The organism is Actinomadura sp. NPDC000600, assembly GCF_040492135.1.
GTDB lineage: Bacteria > Actinomycetota > Actinomycetes > Streptosporangiales > Streptosporangiaceae > Spirillospora.
This window is the reverse complement of the sequence record NZ_JBEUPD010000017.1, coordinates 81035-100445: the sequence shown is the minus strand read 5'-3', so window position 1 is coordinate 100445 and position 19411 is coordinate 81035. Positions and strand designations below refer to the sequence as shown.

The following is a 19411-nucleotide window of genomic DNA, read 5'->3' as shown; positions in this document are numbered from 1 at the left end:
GACCCGCGCCCAAGCTTCCTACCAGCGCCCGACGAGCTCCTCGTCGCCGCGCCCGTAATCCCGCACGTACATCCCCGTCACACGGCGCGCCCGGCGCGAACGCCGGTCCGACGCCGGAAGGAACAGCGCGTCGCGCCGGCTGGCGCGCGAGAAGTCCCACAGGTACACCAGGCTGCCCAGCATCCCGGCGACCACGATGGCCACGAACACGATGACGATCACCATCGCTCCTTTCCACGGGGCTCAGCACCCGGCCCCGCCGCCGTCACCGATCAGGGCGATCAGCTCTTACCCGAACGGTAAGCGCCCCGTATGAAACCCTCTGTGTCGTGTGACCCGTTTCAAGAGAGTCTCCGTCCCCACCTCACCACCACGGGAAATCACACACGGGGACGGCCGGCCCGCCTCCGGCCTCAGCCGATCGTCAGGCGGTACGAGCCGCGGGCGCAGCCGGTGACCCGCCAGCCGCCCTCGACCCGCCGGGTCTCGATGCGGTCGACGCCGGATCCCGCGGGGACGGGCCGGTCCTCGCCGGGCACCCAGACGTCCAGGTCGCAGGCGCCGCCCGACGCCCTCCCAGTGAGGGCGAACTCCCGGGGCCCCGCGGCCTTCTCCCCCGGCCTGCCGCCGGGCACGGAACGCAGGGAGATGAGGACGCCCGGGGCCGCGCGCGGGTAGGCGCGCGAGATCTCCTGGACGGCCACCGCGTCGCGTGGCAGGAACCGTCCCGTCGCGCAGTCGAGGTTGTTCAGTCCGTTGCCGGTCGGCTCGACGCCGTTCTGCGGATCGCCGCACGCCTGCTTCCACACCCAGAACGCGCCGCCGAGCCGGTCGTCGTCCTCCTGGCGGGCGTACCGGCGCAGCTTCCCGGCCACCGCGCCGTCGTCCCCCCAGTAGCCCCATTCGCCGCTCCATACCGGCATGTCGCGGGCGGCCCGCCGGGCAAGGACGAACCCGTGCTCGACGGAGGTCATGACGGGCAGGCCGAGCGAGGCGTCCATGGTGATCGACTCGGCGTACAGGTGGGGTGCGAAGACGATGTCGGGATCGGAGGTGAAGGAGCCGCGCGGCAGCGCGTCGAACCCGGTCCCGGACCAGAAGATGCTCGGCTCGACGAACAGCGGATGGGGCCGGGTCTCGGCGGCGCGGACCGCCCGCAGGACGCGGTCGTAGAACCGGCCGAGCAGCAGCGTCGAGGTCAGCGGCGCCTGCTCGCCGAAGCCCGGTTCGTTGAGCGGGTCGAACCCGGCGACCGCGGGATCGGCGCCGACGCGTGCGGCGAGCATCCCCCACGCCTTCACCAGGCGGCTCTGCACGCCGTCGCGGTCGTAGTAGAAGTTGGTGAACGCCCGGTTCCCCGCAGGCGAGATGTCGCGCCCGGTGAACTGGCAGCGGGGCGCGCCGTCGGTCTTGGTGGCCCATGCGGGCGCGCCGTCGTAGCCGTCCATCCTGGACGTGCCGAGGGGGCAGGAGGTTCCGGCCGGGGTGGGCGCCTTGCTCCAGCCGTCCTGATGCATGTCGATCACCGTGTACAGCCCATGCCGCTTCGCCCAGGCCACGGCCTGGTCGATCTGGCGCAGGTAGCCCTCGTCGTACTGGGCGGGGCGCGGTTCGATCCGCGACCACGAGACCCCGAGGCGCACCACGTTCAGGCCGAGCGCGGCCATCTGCGCGAAGTCGTCTTCGCTGAGCGGCAGTACGGCCGGGACGCCCGGGCGCGGCGCGTAGAAGTCGACCAGCTGGTTGACGTTCACCCCGCGCAGGAGAACCTGCCGCCCCGCACCGTCGACGATGCGGGGCCGCTTTCCCCGGACGACCCGGAGCGGCGACAGCTCCGTCCCGCGGGCGGCGGCCGGACCCGCGGCGGCCGGCGTACGGACGGCGGGTGCCGGCCTCGGCCGCGCGAAGGCCACCACTCCCGCGGTACCGGCCAGGACGACCGCCGCGAACAGGGCGAATGCCGGGACCGTCCGCTTCACCGGCCGGCGGAGAGCGCCGCGGGCGGCGAGGAGGGCGAGCAGAGCGGGCAGCCATCCGAAGGCGATGCCGAGCGACGCGCCTTCGGCGAGCCTGACCCACAACGCGGCCGGCGTCTGCAGCGGAGCGCCGGGCCCGTCCAGGATCACGAGCCCGGCGACCTGGACGGCGCCGAGCACGACGCCCGCCCACATCGCGGCCAGCCACCCGCCGAGGAAGGCCCCGGCGGCCCCGCGGGAGCGGCGTGCGAAGGTCCGCTGGGTGCGGGCGAGCGCGAGGAGGAGGACCAGCAGGCCGGCGGCGAGCCCGGCCGCTCCGCCCTGCGGGGACGCGGACGGCAGCCCGTGCGGCAGATCGCGCGACCAGTGCGACGCGATCCATGGTCCGGTCACGGCGACACCCGCCACGCTGACGGCCGCCAGCGGCCAGTGCGCCCGGTGCGCGGGCTCCCTGCCGCCGCGCTCCCCCGTCCGCCAGGGCAGGGTCGCCGCCGCGGGGACCAGCCCGTATAGGGCCGCCTTCGGAACGGTGAAGCTCGTCGCCCACAGCACGTCCGCGACGTTCGGCCCGGGTGCGGTCGCCGCCACCGACATGACGGCCTTCGCGACCACGGCGGCCAGGACGAACCCCGCCCAGACCGTCGCGAACCGCGCCCGCCGTCCCAGATGCCCGAAGGCCGCGGTGACCAGCGCCGTGCCAAGGAGCAGCAAGGGAACGTAGACCACCAGGGGTACGGCCTGCCAACGGGTGGCGGGGATCCAGCGGCCGGGCGTCCCCAGCAACGCGAAGTACCCGACCGGGTCGATCAGCGCCCCGCCGAGGACGAGCATCAGGACGGCACCCACGACCGTCGGCACGAGCCGCCGCGAACCCATGCGATCTCCTAGCACCGGGGAACGTCAAAATACATGAACAAAACTCATGTTTGCCAGACCCCCGCTCGGAGAGCGAGCACCCGTCAGCGATCCGGTCGAGCGAGGAACCTCCGGAAGCTCACGCGGACCCGAGGCTGAGCGGATCAATGAAGGATGCGCGGGAGGTGTCGACGCACGGCCCCGACCACCCCCGGCACGGCGGGACTCAAGCACACGGCACCCAAAAATGAAAAGTATTCACTTTCGGCGCCCCGTCTGGTACTGATCTTGTGCAGACCCAAAGGCACTTCTCCCCCAAGGTGTGACGAATGCCCCTCCCCCGCCTCCGCGCCGTGCTCGCGGTACTGTCGGTCGCCCTGCTCGTGGCGCCGACGCCGTCCGCGGCCGCGGGCGACACCCCGGTCGTGGACGTCGGCGCGACCGGTGCACCGTTCACGGGCACCACCGCCGGCGGGCAGGTGCGCGGATACCTCGACGCGCACAGCCATCTGATGTCCTACCTGGGCTTCGGCGGGTCGCTGATGTGCGGTGAGACGTTCGATCCGGGCGGTCCGGCCGCCGCCCTCGAGGACTGCCCGGACCACAGCCCGAACGGCGTCCCCGCCTGGTTCGAGAACTTCACCCGCAAGGGCACCCCGATCGGCTCCCACGACACCACCGGGTGGCCGACGTTCAGGGACTGGCCGGCCCGCGACTCGTACACGCACCAGCAGGCCTGGTACAAGTGGGTCGAGCGGTCGTGGCGGGCCGGGCAGCGCGTCCTGGTGAACCAACTCGTCGACAACCGGACGCTCTGCGAGATCTACCCGCTGAAGAAGTACCCGTGTGACGAGATGGAGACCATCCGGCGCCAGGCCGCGGCCACCTACGCCCTCCAGGACTTCGTCGACCGCGAGAACGGCGGCGCGGGCAAGGGCTGGTTCCGCGTGGTGACCAGCCCGCAGCAGGCGCGGCGCGTCATCGAACAGGGCAAGCTCGCCGTCGTGCTGGGCATCGAGACCTCCGAGCCGTTCGGCTGCCGCGAGGTGTACGGCAAGCCCCGGTGCACCAAGGCCGACATCGACAGGGGCCTGGACGAGGTGCAGAAGCTCGGCGTCTCGTCGATGTTCCTGTGCCACAAGTTCGACAACGCGCTGTGCGGCGTCCGGTACGACTCCGACGCCACGGGCGTCATCATGAACCTCGGCCAGTTCGTCGGGTCGGGGCAGTTCTGGCAGGCCGACCGCTGCACGGCGCCCGAGCACGACAATCCGATCATGCCGTCCGGGCAGCTCGGCGACCTGCTCGCCGGGCCGCTCAGCGGGCTGCGCGGGCTCGGCGTGACGGTGCCGGTGTATCCGAGCGCTCCGCTGTGCAACGCCAAGGGGCTCACCGACCTCGGCGCGTACACGCTGCGCAGCATGATCAGGCGAAAGATGATCGTCGAGCTGGACCACATGAGCGCCAAGGCGGCCGGCCGTTCGCTGGACCTGCTGGAGAAGGCGCACTACTCCGGCGTGATCTCCTCGCACAGCTGGTCGGACGAGCACTACCTGAGCCGCGTCTACCGGCTCGGCGGCATGGTCACCTCCTACGCCTCGTCCGCCCCGCAGTTCATCGCGGGATGGAAGCAGGCCAGGGCACAGGCCGCGCCCGGGTACCTGTTCGGCTACGGGTACGGCCTGGACGCCAACGGGATGGGCCCGCTGCCCGCGCCGCGGACCACCGCCGCCGAGGACCCGCTGGAGTATCCGTTCAGGTCCCCGGTCGACCCCGGTGTCACGCTCACCAAGCAGAAGACCGGCGTGCGGACGTGGGACCTCAACACCGACGGCGTCGCCAACTACGGCCTCGTCCCGGACTGGATCGCCGACCTCCGGCACGTCGGCGGCCGCCGGATCACCGACGACATGGCCAAGGGCGCCGAGGCGTACCTGGAAATGTGGCAGCGCGCGAAGAAGTAACCCAATGCGAACGTCGGACGGTTCGGCATGGCCTACAACAACGCCGACATCATGGTTCCGCCCACTGACCGGGCAACGTCGAACGCAGGCGGCTTATCGTCCTCAAGACCTCGGCGCGGTTCTTGGCCGTCTTGAGCCACGTGGGCAGGCGCTCCACCAGGCTCGCAGGAGCCTAGGCGACAAGATCTCCGCGTTCGCGCAGCTTCGCGGCCACATAGGCCTCCAGCAGTTCGAGATGCCGGACGTTGTAGGCCCACAGCACATGTCCACAGCAACTCGCCTGCAACCACACCGGCCGCTGAAAGAAGGGATCCACCGGTCCCCCAACGACAGCGGAGCTGACCGTCTCGTCCTTGAAGTAGCCACACGCCGCACACCGCAACCGCCGACGGAGGCCCATGAACCCACCCGAACCAGCCTCGGCGTTCTCGACCACCTCAGGATGCGGCAGGACGACAGCACATCCCTCACACCTGGGGCACTTCACCAGCACCTCGTCGATGAAGTCGTACCCGTACTTGCGTTCCCGCCGATCTCGAAACCGATCAGGGTCCGCCACACTCCCAGTCACCCGATCAGCCCGGTAGAAGACCACCTCAAGACCACCCACGCTCCGAGGACGGCCCCGACATCCAAGGTATTCGGTGGCCCCCACCGAACTTCCGTGCATTTCGAGCCAAACATTCTGATCACCAGTTTTTGGGACAGCAGGGCCCAGCTTGGCGTTGGAGCACGACACACTTGATGGCGTTTTATTGAACTTGTTGACTGGTCATTTTATATATAGCCAGGTCGTCCCAGTCGTAAATATCGCTGCAACGAAGCCGAGAAATGCTATTGCAGCCCATTTGCGATGGCTCCAAGCGATGCCGTTGAAGTTATGATACAATTCAAGGCCGGCCGGTACACAAAATGCAGCAAATAGACAGACTGATACTAGAATGTTAGCCAGCAGTCGCTCGAAATATGGGATCTTGTATTCTTGTGCCGCCATAAGGGCAACTATTTCTTCTCGGGCAAGAAGAGTCAACAGGGCGCCATAGATTACGACAAAACCGGTGGTGTCGAAATCACTGAGGCCATTCCTTCTAATTGGCGCCGTCGACTCCATTGGCATACGATTCCGGCGCCAAAAATTTGCCAATTTCTTAAGAGGATTTCGAGAAGAAGCCTGGCTTTGCCGATATTTTCTCATCCTTTCATTATATTCATCAACACGCCTCTTTTCTTCTTTGCCAGCTGCTATGATTGCCCTCAACTCCAAAACTAAAGCAAGTGCAATAACGGGAATTACTTGCGCGAGAAGAGAGCCGTATGCTGACGACATAAATTCATTGTGCCAGGCATTCCAGTGGAAAGAGGAGCGAACAGCGAAGGCAATACCTGGCCGATTTCGGACTTGCGTGGGGGCGGGGCCCCGTAGCCTGGACCGGCGGGCGGGCTGGCGCTGCCGCCCGCCCGCATTGGCCCGTCGTGATGCCCCGCGCGGGGGTCCCCGCGCAAGGCGGGAAGCGGCCAGCGGCACGGGCGCGGCTAGCTCAACCCCGTGACTGGTCTTCGTCTTGGTGCAGCCCGATTGTCGGGACGCCTTGATCGGGCGTTCAAGTCGGTGCTCGATGTGCCCTGAAAGTGCCCTGGGCGATCTTGAGCCCGATTGCGCTCCTGGTCAGGGGCATTGGGGGCGGACGAGTCGGCCTGTAAGCCGGGTTCTGTGCCCGTCGTCCCTTGCGGGGCGGCGGGTGACGGCCATCCATCTCGGGCCGCCGTTGCCGGCGGTCTCCAGCGGTCTACCCGCAGGCTCGGGCGGGCCGCCCTCAGGCACCTGCGCGGGGCCTCTTGCGGGGCCCCTTCTTGACCTTGCTCCGGGTGGGGTTTACCTAGCCGCCCACGTCACCGTGGGCGCTGGTGAGCTCTTACCTCACCGTTTCACCCTTACCACCGGCGGACCGGTGGCGGTCTGCTTTCTGTGGCACTGTCCCGCGGGTCACCCCGGGTCGGCGTTACCGACCACCCTGCCCTGTGGAGCCCGGACTTTCCTCGACGGGGATCGCTCCCCGACGCGGCCGCCCGGCCGGCTCGTCCGCCGTCCACCAAGGTTAGCGGGTGCGTGAGCGACTTGCGCACCCCGGCTGATCAAGGGTGCGCAAGTCGGCTCACGGGCCTAGGGCAGGGTGCTCAGGGCTTCGTACAGGCGGGTTTCGGGGAGGGTGTGGTCTTCCATCTGGCCGGCGAGGAAGCGGTCGTAGGCGGCCATGTCGAGGTGGCCGTGGCCGCACAGGGCGGTGAGGATGACCTTGGGTTCGCCGGTCTCGGCGCAGCGGCGGGCCTCTTCGACGGCGGCGGCCAGGGCGTGCGTGGGTTCGGGGGCCGGGACGATGCCCTCCGTGCGGGCGAACAGGACGCCGGCCTCGAAGCATTCGCTCTGGGGCTTCGCGGTCGCGTCGAAGATGCCGAGCTCGTACATGTGGGAGAGCAGCGGGGCCATGCCGTGGTAGCGCAGGCCGCCCGCGTGGATGGGGTCGGGGACGAAGTCGTGCCCGAGCGTGTGCATCTTCATCAGGGGCGTGAAGCCGGCGGTGTCGCCGAAGTCGTAGGCGTAGCGGCCGCGGGTGAAGGACGGGCACGCGGCGGGCTCCACGGCGCGGATGACGGGGTCCATGCGGCCCTGGAGCTTCTCGCGGAGGAACGGGAAGAACAGCCCGGCGAAGTTGGAGCCGCCGCCGGTGCAGCCGACGATCAGGTCCGGGGTGTCGCCGACGAGGGCGAGCTGTTCGAGGGCCTCCTCGCCGATGACGGTCTGGTGCAGGAGGACGTGGTTGAGGACGCTGCCGAGCGCGTACCGGGTGTCGTCGGGGGCGGCCGACTCGACGGCCTCGCTGATCGCGATGCCGAGGGAGCCGGGCGAGTCCGGGTCGTCCGCGAGGATCTTCGCGCCGGACGAGGTGAGCGGCGACGGGCTGGCGTGCACCTGCGCGCCGAACAACTCCATCATCGAGCGGCGGTACGGCTTCTGGTCGTAGGAGGCGCGCACCATCCAGATCTCGCAGTCCAGGGAGAACTGGGCGCAGGCGAACGCGAGGGCGCTCCCCCACTGGCCCGCACCGGTCTCCGTCGTCAGGCGGCGGACGCCCTGGCGCGCGTTGTAGTAGGCCTGCGGCACGGCCGTGTTCGGCTTGTGCGAGCCGACGGGTGAGACGCCCTCGTACTTGACGTAGATGCGTGCGGGGGTGCCGAGGGCGCGTTCGAGGCGGTGGGCCCGGATGAGCGGGGTCGGCCGCCAGAGCCGGTAGACCTCGCGGACCTCCTCGGGGATGTCGATGTAGCGCTCGCCGCTGACCTCCTGGGCGATGAGGTCCATGGGGAACAGCGGCGCCAGGTCGTCCGGCCCGACCGGCTCGCGCGTCCCCGGGTGCAGCGGCGGGGGCGGCGGCGCGGGCAGGTCCGCGACGACGTTGTACCAGCGGGTCGGAAGCCTCGACTCGTCCAGCAGGATCTTCGTGTTCATAGTCCCCTCCCTGGGTCGCAGGGTAGGGGGCCGGGAACCGTAAAACCAGAGGTCAGGCCGGTAGATGGTGGGTGTCGTTGAAGAACCGAAGAGTCGCGGGGCCGTCGCCGTACCAGTCGATGGACGTCAGCGCCGCCACGTCGAGGTGCATCCGGTACAGGGACGGCATGGGCGCGCCCAGGGCATCCTTGACCAGGAGCTTGATCGGGGTGACGTGCGAGACGACCAGGACCGTCTGCTCGCGGTAGCGGACCTTCAGCTTGTCCAGGGCCGTGCGGACGCGGCGCGACACCTGGGCGAAGCTCTCCCCGCCGGGCGGGGCGGCCTCGGGGTCGGCGAGCCACGCCTTCAACTCGCCCGGCCAGCCCTTGCCCGCCTCGGCGAACGTGAGGCCCTCCCAGTCGCCGAAGTCGGTCTCGCGGAAGCCGTCCTCGACCCGGACCTCCAGACCGGTGACGGCGGCGACCTCGGCGGCCGTGTCGCGACAGCGGGAAAGAGGCGAGGTGACGATCGCGTCGATCCCGCGGTCCTTGAGGGCGAGGGCGGCGGCGCGGGCCTGGGCGAGGCCGTTCGGGGTGAGCGGGACGTCGCCGATCCCTGCGAAGCGCTTCTCGATCGACAGCGGCGTCTCGCCGTGCCGGAGCAGGAGCGTGGTCGTCGGCGTGGACGAGACGGGCCGGGGCGGCGGCTCGGGCTCGCCCGGCGTCTCCTCGACCTTGCGGGTCCAGTGCTCGCCGCGGGCGGCGGCGTCCATGGCCTCGTTGGCGAGCCGGTCGGCGTGCGCGTTGCGGTTGCGGGGGATCCAGCCGTAGGACACCGAGCCCAGCGCGGCGGCCAGCTCGCGGGCCTCCAGCGCCAGCGGCACCATGTCCGGGTGCTTGATCTTCCAGCGGCCCGACATCTGCTCCACGACGAGCTTGGAGTCCATCCGGACCTCGACGCGGGCGGACGGGTCGATCCCGGCGGCCGCGGCCAGCCCGGCGATCAGCCCCCGGTACTCGGCGACGTTGTTGGTGGCGTGGCCGATCGACTCGGCGACCTCCGCGAGCACCTCGCCGGTCAGCGCGTCGCGGACGAGCGCCCCGTACCCGGCGGGGCCGGGGTTGCCGCGCGAGCCGCCGTCGGCCTCGACGACCAGCTTCCGGCCGGCGCTCACAGACCCGACTCGGGCGTCCGGACGAGGATGCGGCGGCACTCCTCGCAGCGGATGACCTCGTCCTCGGCGGCGGCCCGGATGCGGTTCAGGTCGACGGTGTTCAGCGCGAGGTGGCAGCCCTGGCAGGCGCCGCGGAACAGCTTGGCCGCGCCGACGCCGCCGAACTGGCCGCGCAGCTTCTCGTAGAGGCCGAGCAGGTCGTCCGGGACGTCCTTGGCGACGGCGGTGCGCGCGGCGCTCGACGCCCCGGCCTCGTCGTCGATCTCGCGCTGGGCGGCGTCGCGGCGCTCGGCGAGCGCGGCCAGCTCCTGCTCGGCGGCGGCCTGCTCGGACCGCAGCGCCGAGACCCGGCCCTCCGCCTCCTCGGTCCGCTCCATGATCTCCAGCACGACCTCCTCCAGGTCGGACTGGCGGCGCTGCAGCGACTCGATCTCGGCCTGCAGGCTGCTGAGGTCCTTCGCCGAGGTCACCTGCCCCGAGTCGAGGCGCTTCTGGTCGCGGTCGGCGCGGGTGCGGACCTGGTCGACGTCCTGCTCGGCCTTCTTCTGCTCCCGCCGCAGGTCGCCGACCTCCGTCTCGGCCGCCACGATCGCGTCGCGCAGCTCGGTGAGGCGGCCCTCCAGCCGCTCGATCTCCGCCAACTCGGGCAGGGTGCGGCGGCGGTGCGCCAGCCGGTCGAGGGAGCTGTCGAGGTCCTGCAGGTCGATCAGGCGAAGCTGGGCTTGCGGTGCGGCTTTCACTGTGCTCCTTCGTCGTGAAGGGTCCACGCGTCGGTGACGAGCGTGGACACCCGTGTCTCCAACTTGCCCGCTTCCGGGGACGACCTGGCGAGGCTCCGCTCGGCGTCGGCGAGCCAGGGCCACTCGGTCGCCCAGTGCGCCGCGTCCACCAGGGCGGGGCCGCCGTGCTCGGCGAACTCCGACGCGGGGTGGTGGCGCAGGTCGGCGGTGAGGTAGGCGTCGACACCGGCGGCCCGCGCGGTGCCGAGCAGGGAGTCGCCCGCGCCGCCGCAGACGGCGACCGTGCGGACGGGACGGTCCGGATCCCCGGCCGCCCGCACCCCCCAGGCGGTGGACGGCAGCCCGGCGGCGGCGCGCCGGGTGAACTCCCGCAGCGCGACCGGCTCGTCCAGCTCCCCGATCCGGCCGAGGCCGCGGCGCGGATCGTCGTCGGCGGGGACCATCGGGCGCAGCTCGCCGGTGAGGCCGACGGCCCGCGCCAGCGCGTCCGACACCCCGGGGGCGGTCCGGTCGGCGTTGGTGTGCGCGGTGTGCAGCGCGATCCCATTCGTGATCATGCGGTGGACGAGCCGGCCCTTCGGCGTGGTGGCGGCGACCGAGTGCACCCCGCGCAGCAGCAGCGGATGGTGCGTGACCACGAGGTCGGCCTCCCACTCCAGCGCCTCGTCGATCACGGCGGCGACGGGGTCGACCGCGAACAGCACCCGCCGTACCTCCTGGGCGGGATCTCCGCAGACGAGGCCGACGGCGTCCCAGGACTCCGCCCACGCGGGTGGGTAGAGCTCCTCCAAAGCGGAGATGACATGGGATAGGCGCACGTCCCGCAGGCTACCGCGCCTGGGCGCTCCCAACGAGCCACCGAGCGTCACCCCGAGACGCCAAGGTCTGTAACGATATGGGACGGACAGTGCACGACCGAGGGAGGAACGCCATGTCGGCCGCCGGCGCCGCCGCGGAACCGGAGCCCATCCAGCCCATCCGAACCGTCGAGCCCAAGGCGGAACGTCCGTACATGCCGGGTTACGGCATCCAGGGACCGCACGAGGGCAGCGGCCTGCTGCCGTGGTCCTGGGCCGTGGAGCGGCTGCGGGCCGCCCGCAACTTCTGGGTGTGCACGGTGCGGCCGGACGGACGTCCGCACGCCATGCCGGTCTGGGGCGCCTGGTCGGGCGAGGCCCTGCTGTTCAGCAGCGCGGCCCCGTCCCGCAAGATGGTGAACCTGCGGGCGAACCCGCAGGTCGTGGTCACCACGGAGGAGGCCGAGAACCCGGTGGTCATCGAGGGCCGCGCCGAGATCCTCACCGATCCGCGCGATCTACAGCGGTTCATCGACCTGGTCAACTCCAAGTACGCCACGCGCTATCGTGTCGATTTCCTGGACCCGGAGGTGAACGCCACCGTCGCGGTGCGCCCACAGTCGGTGTTCGGGCTCCGCCAGGGAGATTTCACCGGTTCTCCCACCCGGTGGTCGTTCGTAACCTGAATGTCCGCTGGGATCATTCTGGAGACTCATCGCGTTGGAGAGTGTGTGAAGTCACCCTTTCGCCGCCGCAAGCGCGTCAAGGGCCGTCCGATGGGCAACCGCCCGGAGGCGGCCGAGCCGGAGACCATCGAGTGGCCCCGCGAGGGGACGGGCAAGTCGTCCCTGATGGGGGCCATCCGAGGCGACGGCGAGACCGGCGCCGGCTTCGGCGGCGGCATGTTCGAGGACCTCGCCTCCGCCTTCGAGGGCTCCAAGAAGGTCAAGCAGGAGGAGCAGGAGCGGCAGAAGGTGCTCCGCCAGGACGACCACGAGCAGACCGGATCCGGCAACGTCCGCGACGACCTGGACTCGGGCAAGATCCGGATCCGGCGCACGCCGCCGGCACCGTGAGCTCACCGGATCGCTCTCGAACATAGGTTCGAATCCGGGTTATCCTGCCCTCGTGAGCACCTACGTTCCGCCCGGCTGGCCCTCGCAGGTGCATCCACCGGGCACCGACCGTTTCGAGGACACCGCCCTCGCCTGGCTGCTCGAGCTCGTCCCGCCCGAGTACCGGCGCTACGGCGTCCTGCGCCGCTACCCCCTCGCCCTCGCCCGGATGGCCCGCCACCACGTGAACGCGTCCGTGGAGGCGGCCCGGGAGGGCTTCCGCACGGCGCGCGTCGACCTCGGCGCCGTCGTCCCCCCGCACGGTATCGAGTCCGTCCTGGAGGCCTACCGCCGCGAGGGCGCCCGCCTCGTCGCCCTCCTCCACGCGATCGAACTCGTCGAGACGGCCCTGCGCGGCCTCGCCGAGCCGGACGATCCCACCCATCGCCGCCCCTTCACCCCCAAGCTGTGACCGGCGTGTTGACGCTGTGTCGCGCCGTGCGCAAGCCTTGATCTGTTCCTTACGGGAGGCGGGGTTCCGGTGAGCGCACCACCTGGGTGGTACCCAGATCCGGAGTTGATGGGCCGCGAACGCTACTGGGACGGCCAGACGTGGACCGACCAGTCGCGCCCCTACAGCCCCCGCGCCCGCCGCCGCGCCTCCCTGAACGCCGAAGCCGACCCCACCCCGCCCCCGCGCCCACCCGCACCCCGCCCCGAGCCCCCGCCTCCCCCGTCACCCCCGCCCTCCCCTCAGCCGCCGCTCTCCCCGCAGACCCCCGCCCCGGCAACCCCAGAGGCACCACCCTTCTCCCAGCCACCGCGCTCAGCCCCTGAGCCGCCCCACCCCGCGGCGCCCCCTCCGTCTCCGCCTCCCCCACGACCCGCGGCCGAGACCCCGCGCCCGCCCTCACAAGAGGCTCGGAGCGAATCACCCGCGCCTCCCCCACCAAGCCTCAGCACCCCACCCACACCAAGGCCTCCCGCACCGTCCCCGCCCCCACCACCGCCCCGATCCGCAACCACTCCCCCACCCCGACCTGCCCAGCCGCCGCCTTTGGAGGAAGCGCGGTTCGAAGCGCCTGCGGCTCCTCCGCCGAGGCTCGGGCGGCCCCGCACGCCGCCGCCGCGGCAGGAAGCTCCGGGTTCGGCGACGGCGCCGCCGCTGCCTGGGGAGACGCCGTTGGAAGAGGCTCGGATGGAGACGTCGGCGCCTCCTTCGGCGGGGCTTCGTAAGCCGCACTCCCCGCAGGTCTCCGTGCCGCGTTCCGCCGGGCCGGTGCGTCGGCTGCCGTCGCAGGTGCCGCGCGCGGCCGCAGGTGGCCGGACGCCGGTGGACGAGCCGGTCCAGCGCTACCTCCCGCCGGGGCGGCCGCAGGGCACGCCGTCCGGACGGGCCGGTGTCGCGATCGGGCTGGTCGTGGCAATCGAGGGGGTCGTGGTCGCGGCCGTGGCCTTCGGGTTGCGTTCCATCTGGCCTGGTTGGGGCGCCCTTGCGCTGATCGTTTTCTGGGGGATCCTGCTTCTGGCGCCCCTGACGGCCCGGCGCTCGTACGGGTACCGGGAGCCGGACGAGGCCGAGCGCGCCAGGCTGGAGCACGCGTGGCGCTACGTGCAGCATCACGCCGGCGTCAGCGGCTACCGGCTCGTGGTCGTCGAGTCGGACGGGCTGAACGCGTGCAGGCCCTCGGTTCGCACGGTGGCGGTCACGTCGCATTCGGCGCGCGAGCTGCCGCCCGGGGGCCTGGCCGCCGTCCTCGCCCACGAACTGGGGCATCTCCAGGGGTGGCGGGCGGTGCCTGCGTTCGTGCACGCGCAGGTGACGCTTCCGCACCGCGTGCTGCAGTGGGCGCTGCGCACGGTGTGGTCCCCGATCGGCCCGATGTGGAAGCGGGCCGTCGAGTGGCACCGGCCGATCGGCTTCCTGGGAGTGTTCCTGCTGGCCGCGGTCGCCGTGGTCATGACGGTCGTGGTCGCGCTACCGGCGGCGTTCGCCTACGCCGCCTCGCTGGGGGCGCGCCTGCTGAGCGCCGCGGGCGAGGCGCGGGCGGACGCGGCGGCGGTGCGGATGGGGTTCGGCGCCGACCTGGTCGCGGCCGTGGAGCACCGCATCGAGCATCAGCCGGACGGGCTGCCGCTCCCCCTCGTCCGGCGGGCCCAGGCGCTGCGCCGCCGGCTCGGCTGAGCCGGTCAGCCCTTCCCGCCGAACAGCGGCGGCGGCCCCTGCCGGGGATCGCCGGGCGTCCGCGGGCCGGTCTGCTGCCCGGGCGGCGGACCGGGCTGGGACGTGAGGGGCGCGCGCGGCGGGGGCGGCGCGGGCGGGGTGGCCCACTGCGGAGCGGACGGCGTCCCCCACTGCTGAACCTGGGGCTGGGCCTGCGTAAGCGGGCCTGGCGCGGTCAGGGCCGCGCCAGAGGCGGGGAGCGCCTGCTGCGGGGCGGGCGGGTCCGGGAGGGGGCCGGTGGTGACGCGGTCGAGCGTGATGATGGCCGGGTCGCATTCGACGGGTGTGATCGTGCGGCCGCCGCCGGGCGCCGACTCGACGAGCAGCAGGGCGTGGTCGGGCAGGTGCTGGAGCGTGACGGGTTCGACGACGTACTCGTACACGCGCTGCGTGGTGTCGGCGTCGCTCCAGTTGGTGCCCTCCGCGTAGGAGTAGGCCGCCGACCAGTTCCGCGACGTGGAGGTGGAGGTGCCCTCGGTGTCACTGCGGCTGGTGGAGCCGCCCCGGTTGCTGCCGCGCTGGTAGGACGTCGAGCGGTCCGGGAAGAGCCCGAACATCTCGCCGCCCGAGTAGGTGGTGCCGGACGAGCGGCTCGTCCCCCAGCTGCGGGACGTCCCCGTCGTGCGGCTGGTGCTGTGGGTCTCGGAGTCGCCCGCGCCCTCGGTGTCGGTGGTGGTGTGGGACTCGTTCCCGCCGACGTTCTTGGTGATCTGCGACAGGACGAACCGGTGGTCGCGCCCGATGAAGTCGGCCGCGCGGGCCGCGTCCTCGTGGTTGCCGAGCCGCATGAACGCGACGGCGCCCCCGCCGATCATCTCCGCGGACGTCTCCCGCAGCCGCCGGAACAGCAGGGTCAGCGGGACGCCGCGCCGCTCGCAGGCGTCCGACAGCCGTTCCAGGTGGCGGCGGGCCAGCTCGTCCGCGCCGGCGACGACCAGGGCGGGGGTGGAGTCCTGCGACGCGGTGATGCGGTGCGTCACCCACTGGACGACGAGGTCGGTGAGCAGCTCGGAGCGGACGTTGCGGGCCTGGCTGTCCAGCGCGACGCAGGTCAGGTAGCCGGCCCCCTCCTTCTCGGCGGGCTCGGTCCCGAGGTCCTCCAGCGGGTGGACGTAGGACTCGATCCGCGACAGGTTCGCGTGGGCCTGCCGCCGGTACTCGACGGTGAACAGCTCGTTGGCGATGTGCCGCCGCTCCTCGCGGGTCAGCGCGTCGCCGTCGTCGGGCTCGCCCATCAGGGCGCGCAGGGCCGCCGCGATCCGGCCGAGCGTGACGTTCCCGCCGAGCGCGCCGCACACCTTGGTCAGGATCCGGTCGTCCATGCTGCGGTCGGCCCGCGCGGCGTCGGGCGTCCCGCCGTGCATGGACTCGACGATCGCGTCCACCAGGTCGCGGGGCGGCATGTCGGCCAGCAGGCCGGACGAGGCCTGGCGGCTGGGCAGCAGCTGCGCGTCGACGCCCACCCACGCGGCCTGGGCCAGCTCGACGAGTTCGCGGCTGACGACCTCGCGGGACAGGTCGAGGACCAGCAGCGGCTGGACGGCGAGGGTGGACGTCCCGTACGTGGTGAGCAGGGCCTCCCACGCCCAGAGCGTCCCGCCGAACACGTCCAGGCGGCGGCCGGGGCGCGGGGCCGCGCCCCACTCGGGCAGCCCGTCCAGCCGCGCGCGCTCGGCGGCGTCGTGCGCCTGCTTGCGCGCGTGCCACTGCCGCGCCTGGTCCTGGTAGCCGCCGATGATCTGCTGCTGGGCCAGCTCGTGGGCCTGCCGGGCGCTCTGCCGCTGCCGCACGGCCCACCACGTCAGCGCCGCGCCGGGGGCCAGTGCGATGAGGGCCAGCAGGAGCGAGCCGATGGAGAGGGGCGACCGCACCGTCTGGGTGCCGCTGGCCGAGCAGGCGGCGAACAGCACGAGGACCATCGCGATCGCCGCGCTCACCGGGAGCGTCCGGTTCAGCCTTCGCTGGGCGAGCTGCTCGGTCTGCGCGACCCGGCGCGCCAGGTACTCCGGCAGCACCTGCTGCTGGGGCGGCGCCTCCGGGAACGGGCGCAGGAACCACCACCGGTCGCGGAACACCCAGCCGAGACGGGGGTCGGGGGTGAAGAGCCTCTCGCGGCGCGACAGCAATCCTCCGTGGTCGACCGGACCGCCCCTCACGATCTGAACCCCGTCCTCTCCCCGGTGCCGGCGCGCGGGCCACGCCTGTCCCGGCCCGCTCGTGATGCCGCAAACAACCCAAGCAGATTGACACGGAACTTGTCAGGCCCAACGTCAGGAATCGGCCTTCCCAAAGGTGACCTTGCTCAATAGCCTGACTGCCCATGACGTTGGACCGAGACGGGATCGCGGAAAACGCCGGCCGTTCCCCCCTCCGCCGCGCGGCCGGACCACGCCGGGGCCGCTGACCATGTGGGACGTCGTGCGCGGCCTTCCGGTGTGCCGGCTGACGGAGGTCCCCCGCCCGGACGAGACGGACGGACGGGACGAGTGGCGCGACCAGCGGCTCGCGGCGCTGGTGTCGGCCTACCACGCGGGCAAGGAGCCGGTCCTCGTCGGCTGGCGGCGCGCGGAGGCGTTCGGCCCCACGGAGGTGTTCGTCGGCGGGGACGGGCTCGTCGCCGACCGCGACGGGAGCGCCGCGACCCTCAGCCTCCCCGCGGGCGGGCGCGGGACGCTGCTGGCCGAGGGCCTCGCCGAGGACTCGATGGCGCACTGGGTGAGCATCGGCGGCATCGCCGACGGCCTGCTCGTGGACGACCCGCCGCCGGAGGAGCCCGCGAGGCCGTCCCTGGAGGACGGCCTGCTCTCGGTGTGGATGCAGCCGTTCGCCTGGATGCTGGTCGCCGAGCCCGTCGACCCGGACGAGGCGCGGCGCCTCGCCGACGACCTCGCGGACCGGCAGCAGCGCGCCCGGGCGATGGCGGAGATGTCGCCGGAGGACTCGGTCGCGGCCGACCGGCTGGAGAAGCGGCACCGCGAGCTGCGCCAGGCCGCCACGTCCGGCCTCTGGCGGGTGCACCTGGCGGCCGGGGCGGCCACGCCCCGGGCCGCCGCCCGGGTCGCGGCGCTCGTGTGCGCGTCGGCGGACCTCGGCCGCCTGCCGTACGCGCTGGTCCCGGGGGCGGCGGGGCCGTTCGAGGCGAGCACGCAGCTCGTCGCGGCGCTGGCCCGTCCGCCCGTCCGGGAGGTGGCCGGGGTGCGGTTCGTGATGCGGCCGGATTTCGACGTCACGCCCGAGTCGCCCGACACCGGGGTCCGGCTGGGACGTGTCCTGGACCGCAACCGCCGCGACGTGGGCCCGATGTCGCTGCCGCTGTCCAGCCTGAACCGGCACACGTTCGTGTGCGGCGCGACCGGCGCCGGGAAGTCGCAGACCGTCCGGTCGCTGCTCACGGCCGCGTCGGCGGCGGGCCTGCCGTGGCTGGTGGTCGAGCCCGCGAAGGCCGAGTACCGGCTGATGGCGGCGCGCCTCCCGGACGCGGAGGTCGTCACGATCCGCCCCGGGGACGCGGAGGCGATCGCGGCCGGCATCAACCCGCTCGAACCCTCGACCGGGCCCGACGGGCGGCCGTTCCCGCTCCAGACGCACGCCGACCTCGTCCGCGCCCTGTTCCTCGCGGCGTTCGAGGCCGACGAGCCGTTCCCGCAGGTGCTCGCGGGGGCGCTGACCCGCTGCTACGAGCGGCTCGGCTGGGACCTCGCGCTCGGCGAGCCGGCCGCGCCGGGCACGTCGCCGCGCTACCCGACGCTCGCCGACCTGCAGGCCACCGCCGAGCAGGTCGTCGACGAGATCGGCTACGGGCAGGAGATCACCGACAACGTGCGGGGCTTCATCCGGGTCCGGCTGTCCAGCCTGCGGCTCGGCACCACCGGGCGGTTCTTCGAGGGCGGCCATCCGATCGACTTCGACGCGCTGCTCGCCCGCAACGTCGTCCTGGAGATCGAGGACGTCGGGGACGACCGCGACAAGGCGTTCCTGATGGGCACCGTGCTGGTCCGGCTGGTCGAGCACCTGCGGCTCCGGCAGCGCCAGGGCGCCCCGACCGGGCTGCGGCACCTCAGCGTGTTCGAGGAGGCGCACCGGCTGCTGCGCCGCAGCGAGCAGGCGGGGCCCGCGTCCCACGCCGTGGAGACGTTCGCGAGCCTGCTGGCGGAGATCCGCGCGTACGGCGAGGGGCTGATCGTGGCGGAGCAGATCCCCTCCAAGCTCGTCCCGGACGTCATCAAGAACACCGCCGTCAAGATCGTCCACCGGCTGCCGGCGCAGGACGACCGGGACGCGGTCGGCGCCACCATGAACATCACCGACGCGCAGTCGCAGTTCCTCGTCACGCTCACGCCGGGTGAGGGCGCGGTGTTCACCGACGGCATGGACTACCCGCACCTGGTCCGGATGCCGGACGGCTCGCACCTGGAGGAGGCCGCGCCGCCGACGGCCTCGCCCCGCGTGCTGGTGGCCCCCCGCAGCGGCACGTGCGGGCAGGACTGCCGCGACTCACCCTGCACGCTGCGGGACATGCGCGCCGCCCAGCGCGCCCTTGCCGACCGTCCGGAGCTCGTGGTGTGGGCGGAGCTCGCGGCCGCCGCCCACCTGACCGGCTGGGGCGCCCCGCACCCGCCGTCCTCCGTGCTGGACGGCCTGCCGCCCCGGCTCCGCGACTGCGCCGCCTCCCACGCGGTGGACGCGGCCGTCGCGTCCCGGGCCGCGCCCGCCGTGCTGGCCGACCATCTGTCCGCGATGCTGCGAGGCGAGCCGTGCGCCGGGGACGAGACGGGGTTCTTCGCCGCCCCCTACCGCTGGTGCCTCGTCCTGGAGCAGCTCGGCGAGGCCCACAAGGCGGACCCCGAGGGAGAGCGCCATCCGATGAGCGGGGAATGGGAGGCCCGCCACGGACGCGCGATCCCCGGCGGCACGCTCACCGAGCAGTTCCGCGCCGTCAACGCCTGGTGGACCCGCGACCAGCGCGACCTCTCCGCCCGCGACCTGGCGGTCTGGGGCACCGCCCGGACGCTGGAGACGGTGGTGGGCGCCCAGCGCGACGACCCCGACTGGCCCGACCGCCTCCGCGACGCGACGTCCGGCTTCGGCGACCTCGGCGGCCTGCTCGACGCCTGCCTGTCCACCGGGTAGCCGCCCGCC

General features: G+C 72.2%; 15 protein-coding genes, 1 other RNA gene and 1 pseudogene. 7 read left to right on the top strand and 10 right to left on the bottom strand.

The window, feature by feature from the left end; translation table 11 throughout:
- Positions 1 to 18: 18 nt before the first annotated feature.
- Together ABWI07_RS24295 and ABWI07_RS24290 are read right to left on the bottom strand one after the other, a co-directional pair.
- Positions 19 to 225 (bottom strand): hypothetical protein, encoded by a 207-nt coding sequence (locus ABWI07_RS24295; protein ID WP_149262279.1) that lies wholly within the window; start codon positions 223 to 225, stop codon positions 19 to 21.
- 188 nt (positions 226 to 413) lie between these two features.
- Positions 414 to 2852, bottom strand: a complete 2439-nt coding sequence (locus ABWI07_RS24290; RefSeq protein WP_353819897.1) for a glycoside hydrolase family 5 protein — start codon at positions 2850 to 2852, stop codon at positions 414 to 416.
- Between the two features lie 308 nt (positions 2853 to 3160).
- Here ABWI07_RS24290 and ABWI07_RS24285 point away from each other — a divergent pair, with 308 nt between their 5' ends.
- A complete protein-coding gene (locus tag ABWI07_RS24285; protein ID WP_353819896.1) occupies positions 3161 to 4795 on the top strand; it encodes a Coagulation factor 5/8 type domain-containing protein in 1635 nt (544 codons plus the stop codon).
- A gap of 172 nt (positions 4796 to 4967) precedes the next feature.
- On the opposite strand, the gene ABWI07_RS24280 is transcribed toward ABWI07_RS24285, so the two are convergent.
- The 7 genes from ABWI07_RS24280 to ABWI07_RS24250 form a co-directional block, all read right to left on the bottom strand.
- The gene (locus ABWI07_RS24280; RefSeq protein ID WP_353819895.1) at positions 4968 to 5405 is read right to left on the bottom strand and encodes a hypothetical protein; all 438 of its coding nucleotides are present in this window, start codon (positions 5403 to 5405) and stop codon (positions 4968 to 4970) included.
- Between the two features lie 162 nt (positions 5406 to 5567).
- Positions 5568 to 6122, bottom strand: coding sequence for a hypothetical protein (locus ABWI07_RS24275; RefSeq protein WP_353819894.1), 555 nt, complete (start codon positions 6120 to 6122; stop codon positions 5568 to 5570).
- Between the two features lie 355 nt (positions 6123 to 6477).
- Positions 6478 to 6874: RNase P RNA component class A (gene rnpB / locus ABWI07_RS24270), an RNA gene on the bottom strand.
- Between the two features lie 82 nt (positions 6875 to 6956).
- The gene (locus ABWI07_RS24265) at positions 6957 to 8300 is read right to left on the bottom strand and encodes a TrpB-like pyridoxal phosphate-dependent enzyme (protein WP_353819893.1); all 1344 of its coding nucleotides are present in this window, start codon (positions 8298 to 8300) and stop codon (positions 6957 to 6959) included.
- A gap of 52 nt (positions 8301 to 8352) precedes the next feature.
- Positions 8353 to 9456 carry a bifunctional RNase H/acid phosphatase gene (locus tag ABWI07_RS24260; RefSeq protein ID WP_353819892.1) on the bottom strand — a complete coding sequence of 368 codons (1104 nt, stop codon included), beginning with the start codon at positions 9454 to 9456 and terminating at the stop codon, positions 8353 to 8355.
- Positions 9453 to 10196: a zinc ribbon domain-containing protein gene (locus ABWI07_RS24255; protein WP_149262273.1), complete on the bottom strand. Its 744-nt coding sequence runs from the start codon at positions 10194 to 10196 to the stop codon at positions 9453 to 9455. The genes ABWI07_RS24260 and ABWI07_RS24255 overlap by 4 nt, the downstream gene beginning before the upstream one ends.
- Positions 10193 to 11014 carry a Nif3-like dinuclear metal center hexameric protein gene (locus ABWI07_RS24250; RefSeq protein ID WP_353819891.1) on the bottom strand — a complete coding sequence of 274 codons (822 nt, stop codon included), beginning with the start codon at positions 11012 to 11014 and terminating at the stop codon, positions 10193 to 10195. Before ABWI07_RS24250 ends, ABWI07_RS24255 begins: the two co-directional genes overlap by 4 nt.
- A 113-nt stretch (positions 11015 to 11127) precedes the next feature.
- Here ABWI07_RS24250 and ABWI07_RS24245 point away from each other — a divergent pair, with 113 nt between their 5' ends.
- From ABWI07_RS24245 to ABWI07_RS24225, 5 genes and pseudogenes are all read left to right on the top strand, one after another.
- Positions 11128 to 11679 carry a pyridoxamine 5'-phosphate oxidase family protein gene (locus ABWI07_RS24245; protein WP_149262271.1) on the top strand — a complete coding sequence of 184 codons (552 nt, stop codon included), beginning with the start codon at positions 11128 to 11130 and terminating at the stop codon, positions 11677 to 11679.
- A gap of 45 nt (positions 11680 to 11724) precedes the next feature.
- A complete protein-coding gene (locus ABWI07_RS24240; RefSeq protein WP_149262270.1) occupies positions 11725 to 12069 on the top strand; it encodes a DUF6191 domain-containing protein in 345 nt (114 codons plus the stop codon).
- Positions 12070 to 12121: 52 nt separating this feature from the next.
- Positions 12122 to 12520, top strand: coding sequence for a hypothetical protein (locus ABWI07_RS24235; RefSeq protein WP_149262269.1), 399 nt, complete (start codon positions 12122 to 12124; stop codon positions 12518 to 12520).
- A gap of 69 nt (positions 12521 to 12589) precedes the next feature.
- Positions 12590 to 12685 (top strand): annotated as a pseudogene (locus ABWI07_RS24230) (DUF2510 domain-containing protein); the annotation flags it as partial.
- A gap of 696 nt (positions 12686 to 13381) precedes the next feature.
- Entirely contained in the window at positions 13382 to 14233 is an 852-nt protein-coding gene (locus tag ABWI07_RS24225) for a M48 family metalloprotease (RefSeq protein ID WP_353819956.1), read from the top strand.
- A gap of 5 nt (positions 14234 to 14238) precedes the next feature.
- On the opposite strand, the gene ABWI07_RS24220 is transcribed toward ABWI07_RS24225, so the two are convergent.
- Positions 14239 to 16428 carry a hypothetical protein gene (locus tag ABWI07_RS24220; RefSeq protein WP_353819890.1) on the bottom strand — a complete coding sequence of 730 codons (2190 nt, stop codon included), beginning with the start codon at positions 16426 to 16428 and terminating at the stop codon, positions 14239 to 14241.
- 262 nt (positions 16429 to 16690) lie between these two features.
- Here ABWI07_RS24220 and ABWI07_RS24215 point away from each other — a divergent pair, with 262 nt between their 5' ends.
- Positions 16691 to 19402: an ATP-binding protein gene (locus tag ABWI07_RS24215; RefSeq protein ID WP_353819889.1), complete on the top strand. Its 2712-nt coding sequence runs from the start codon at positions 16691 to 16693 to the stop codon at positions 19400 to 19402.
- The last annotated feature ends 9 nt before the right edge of the window (positions 19403 to 19411 follow it).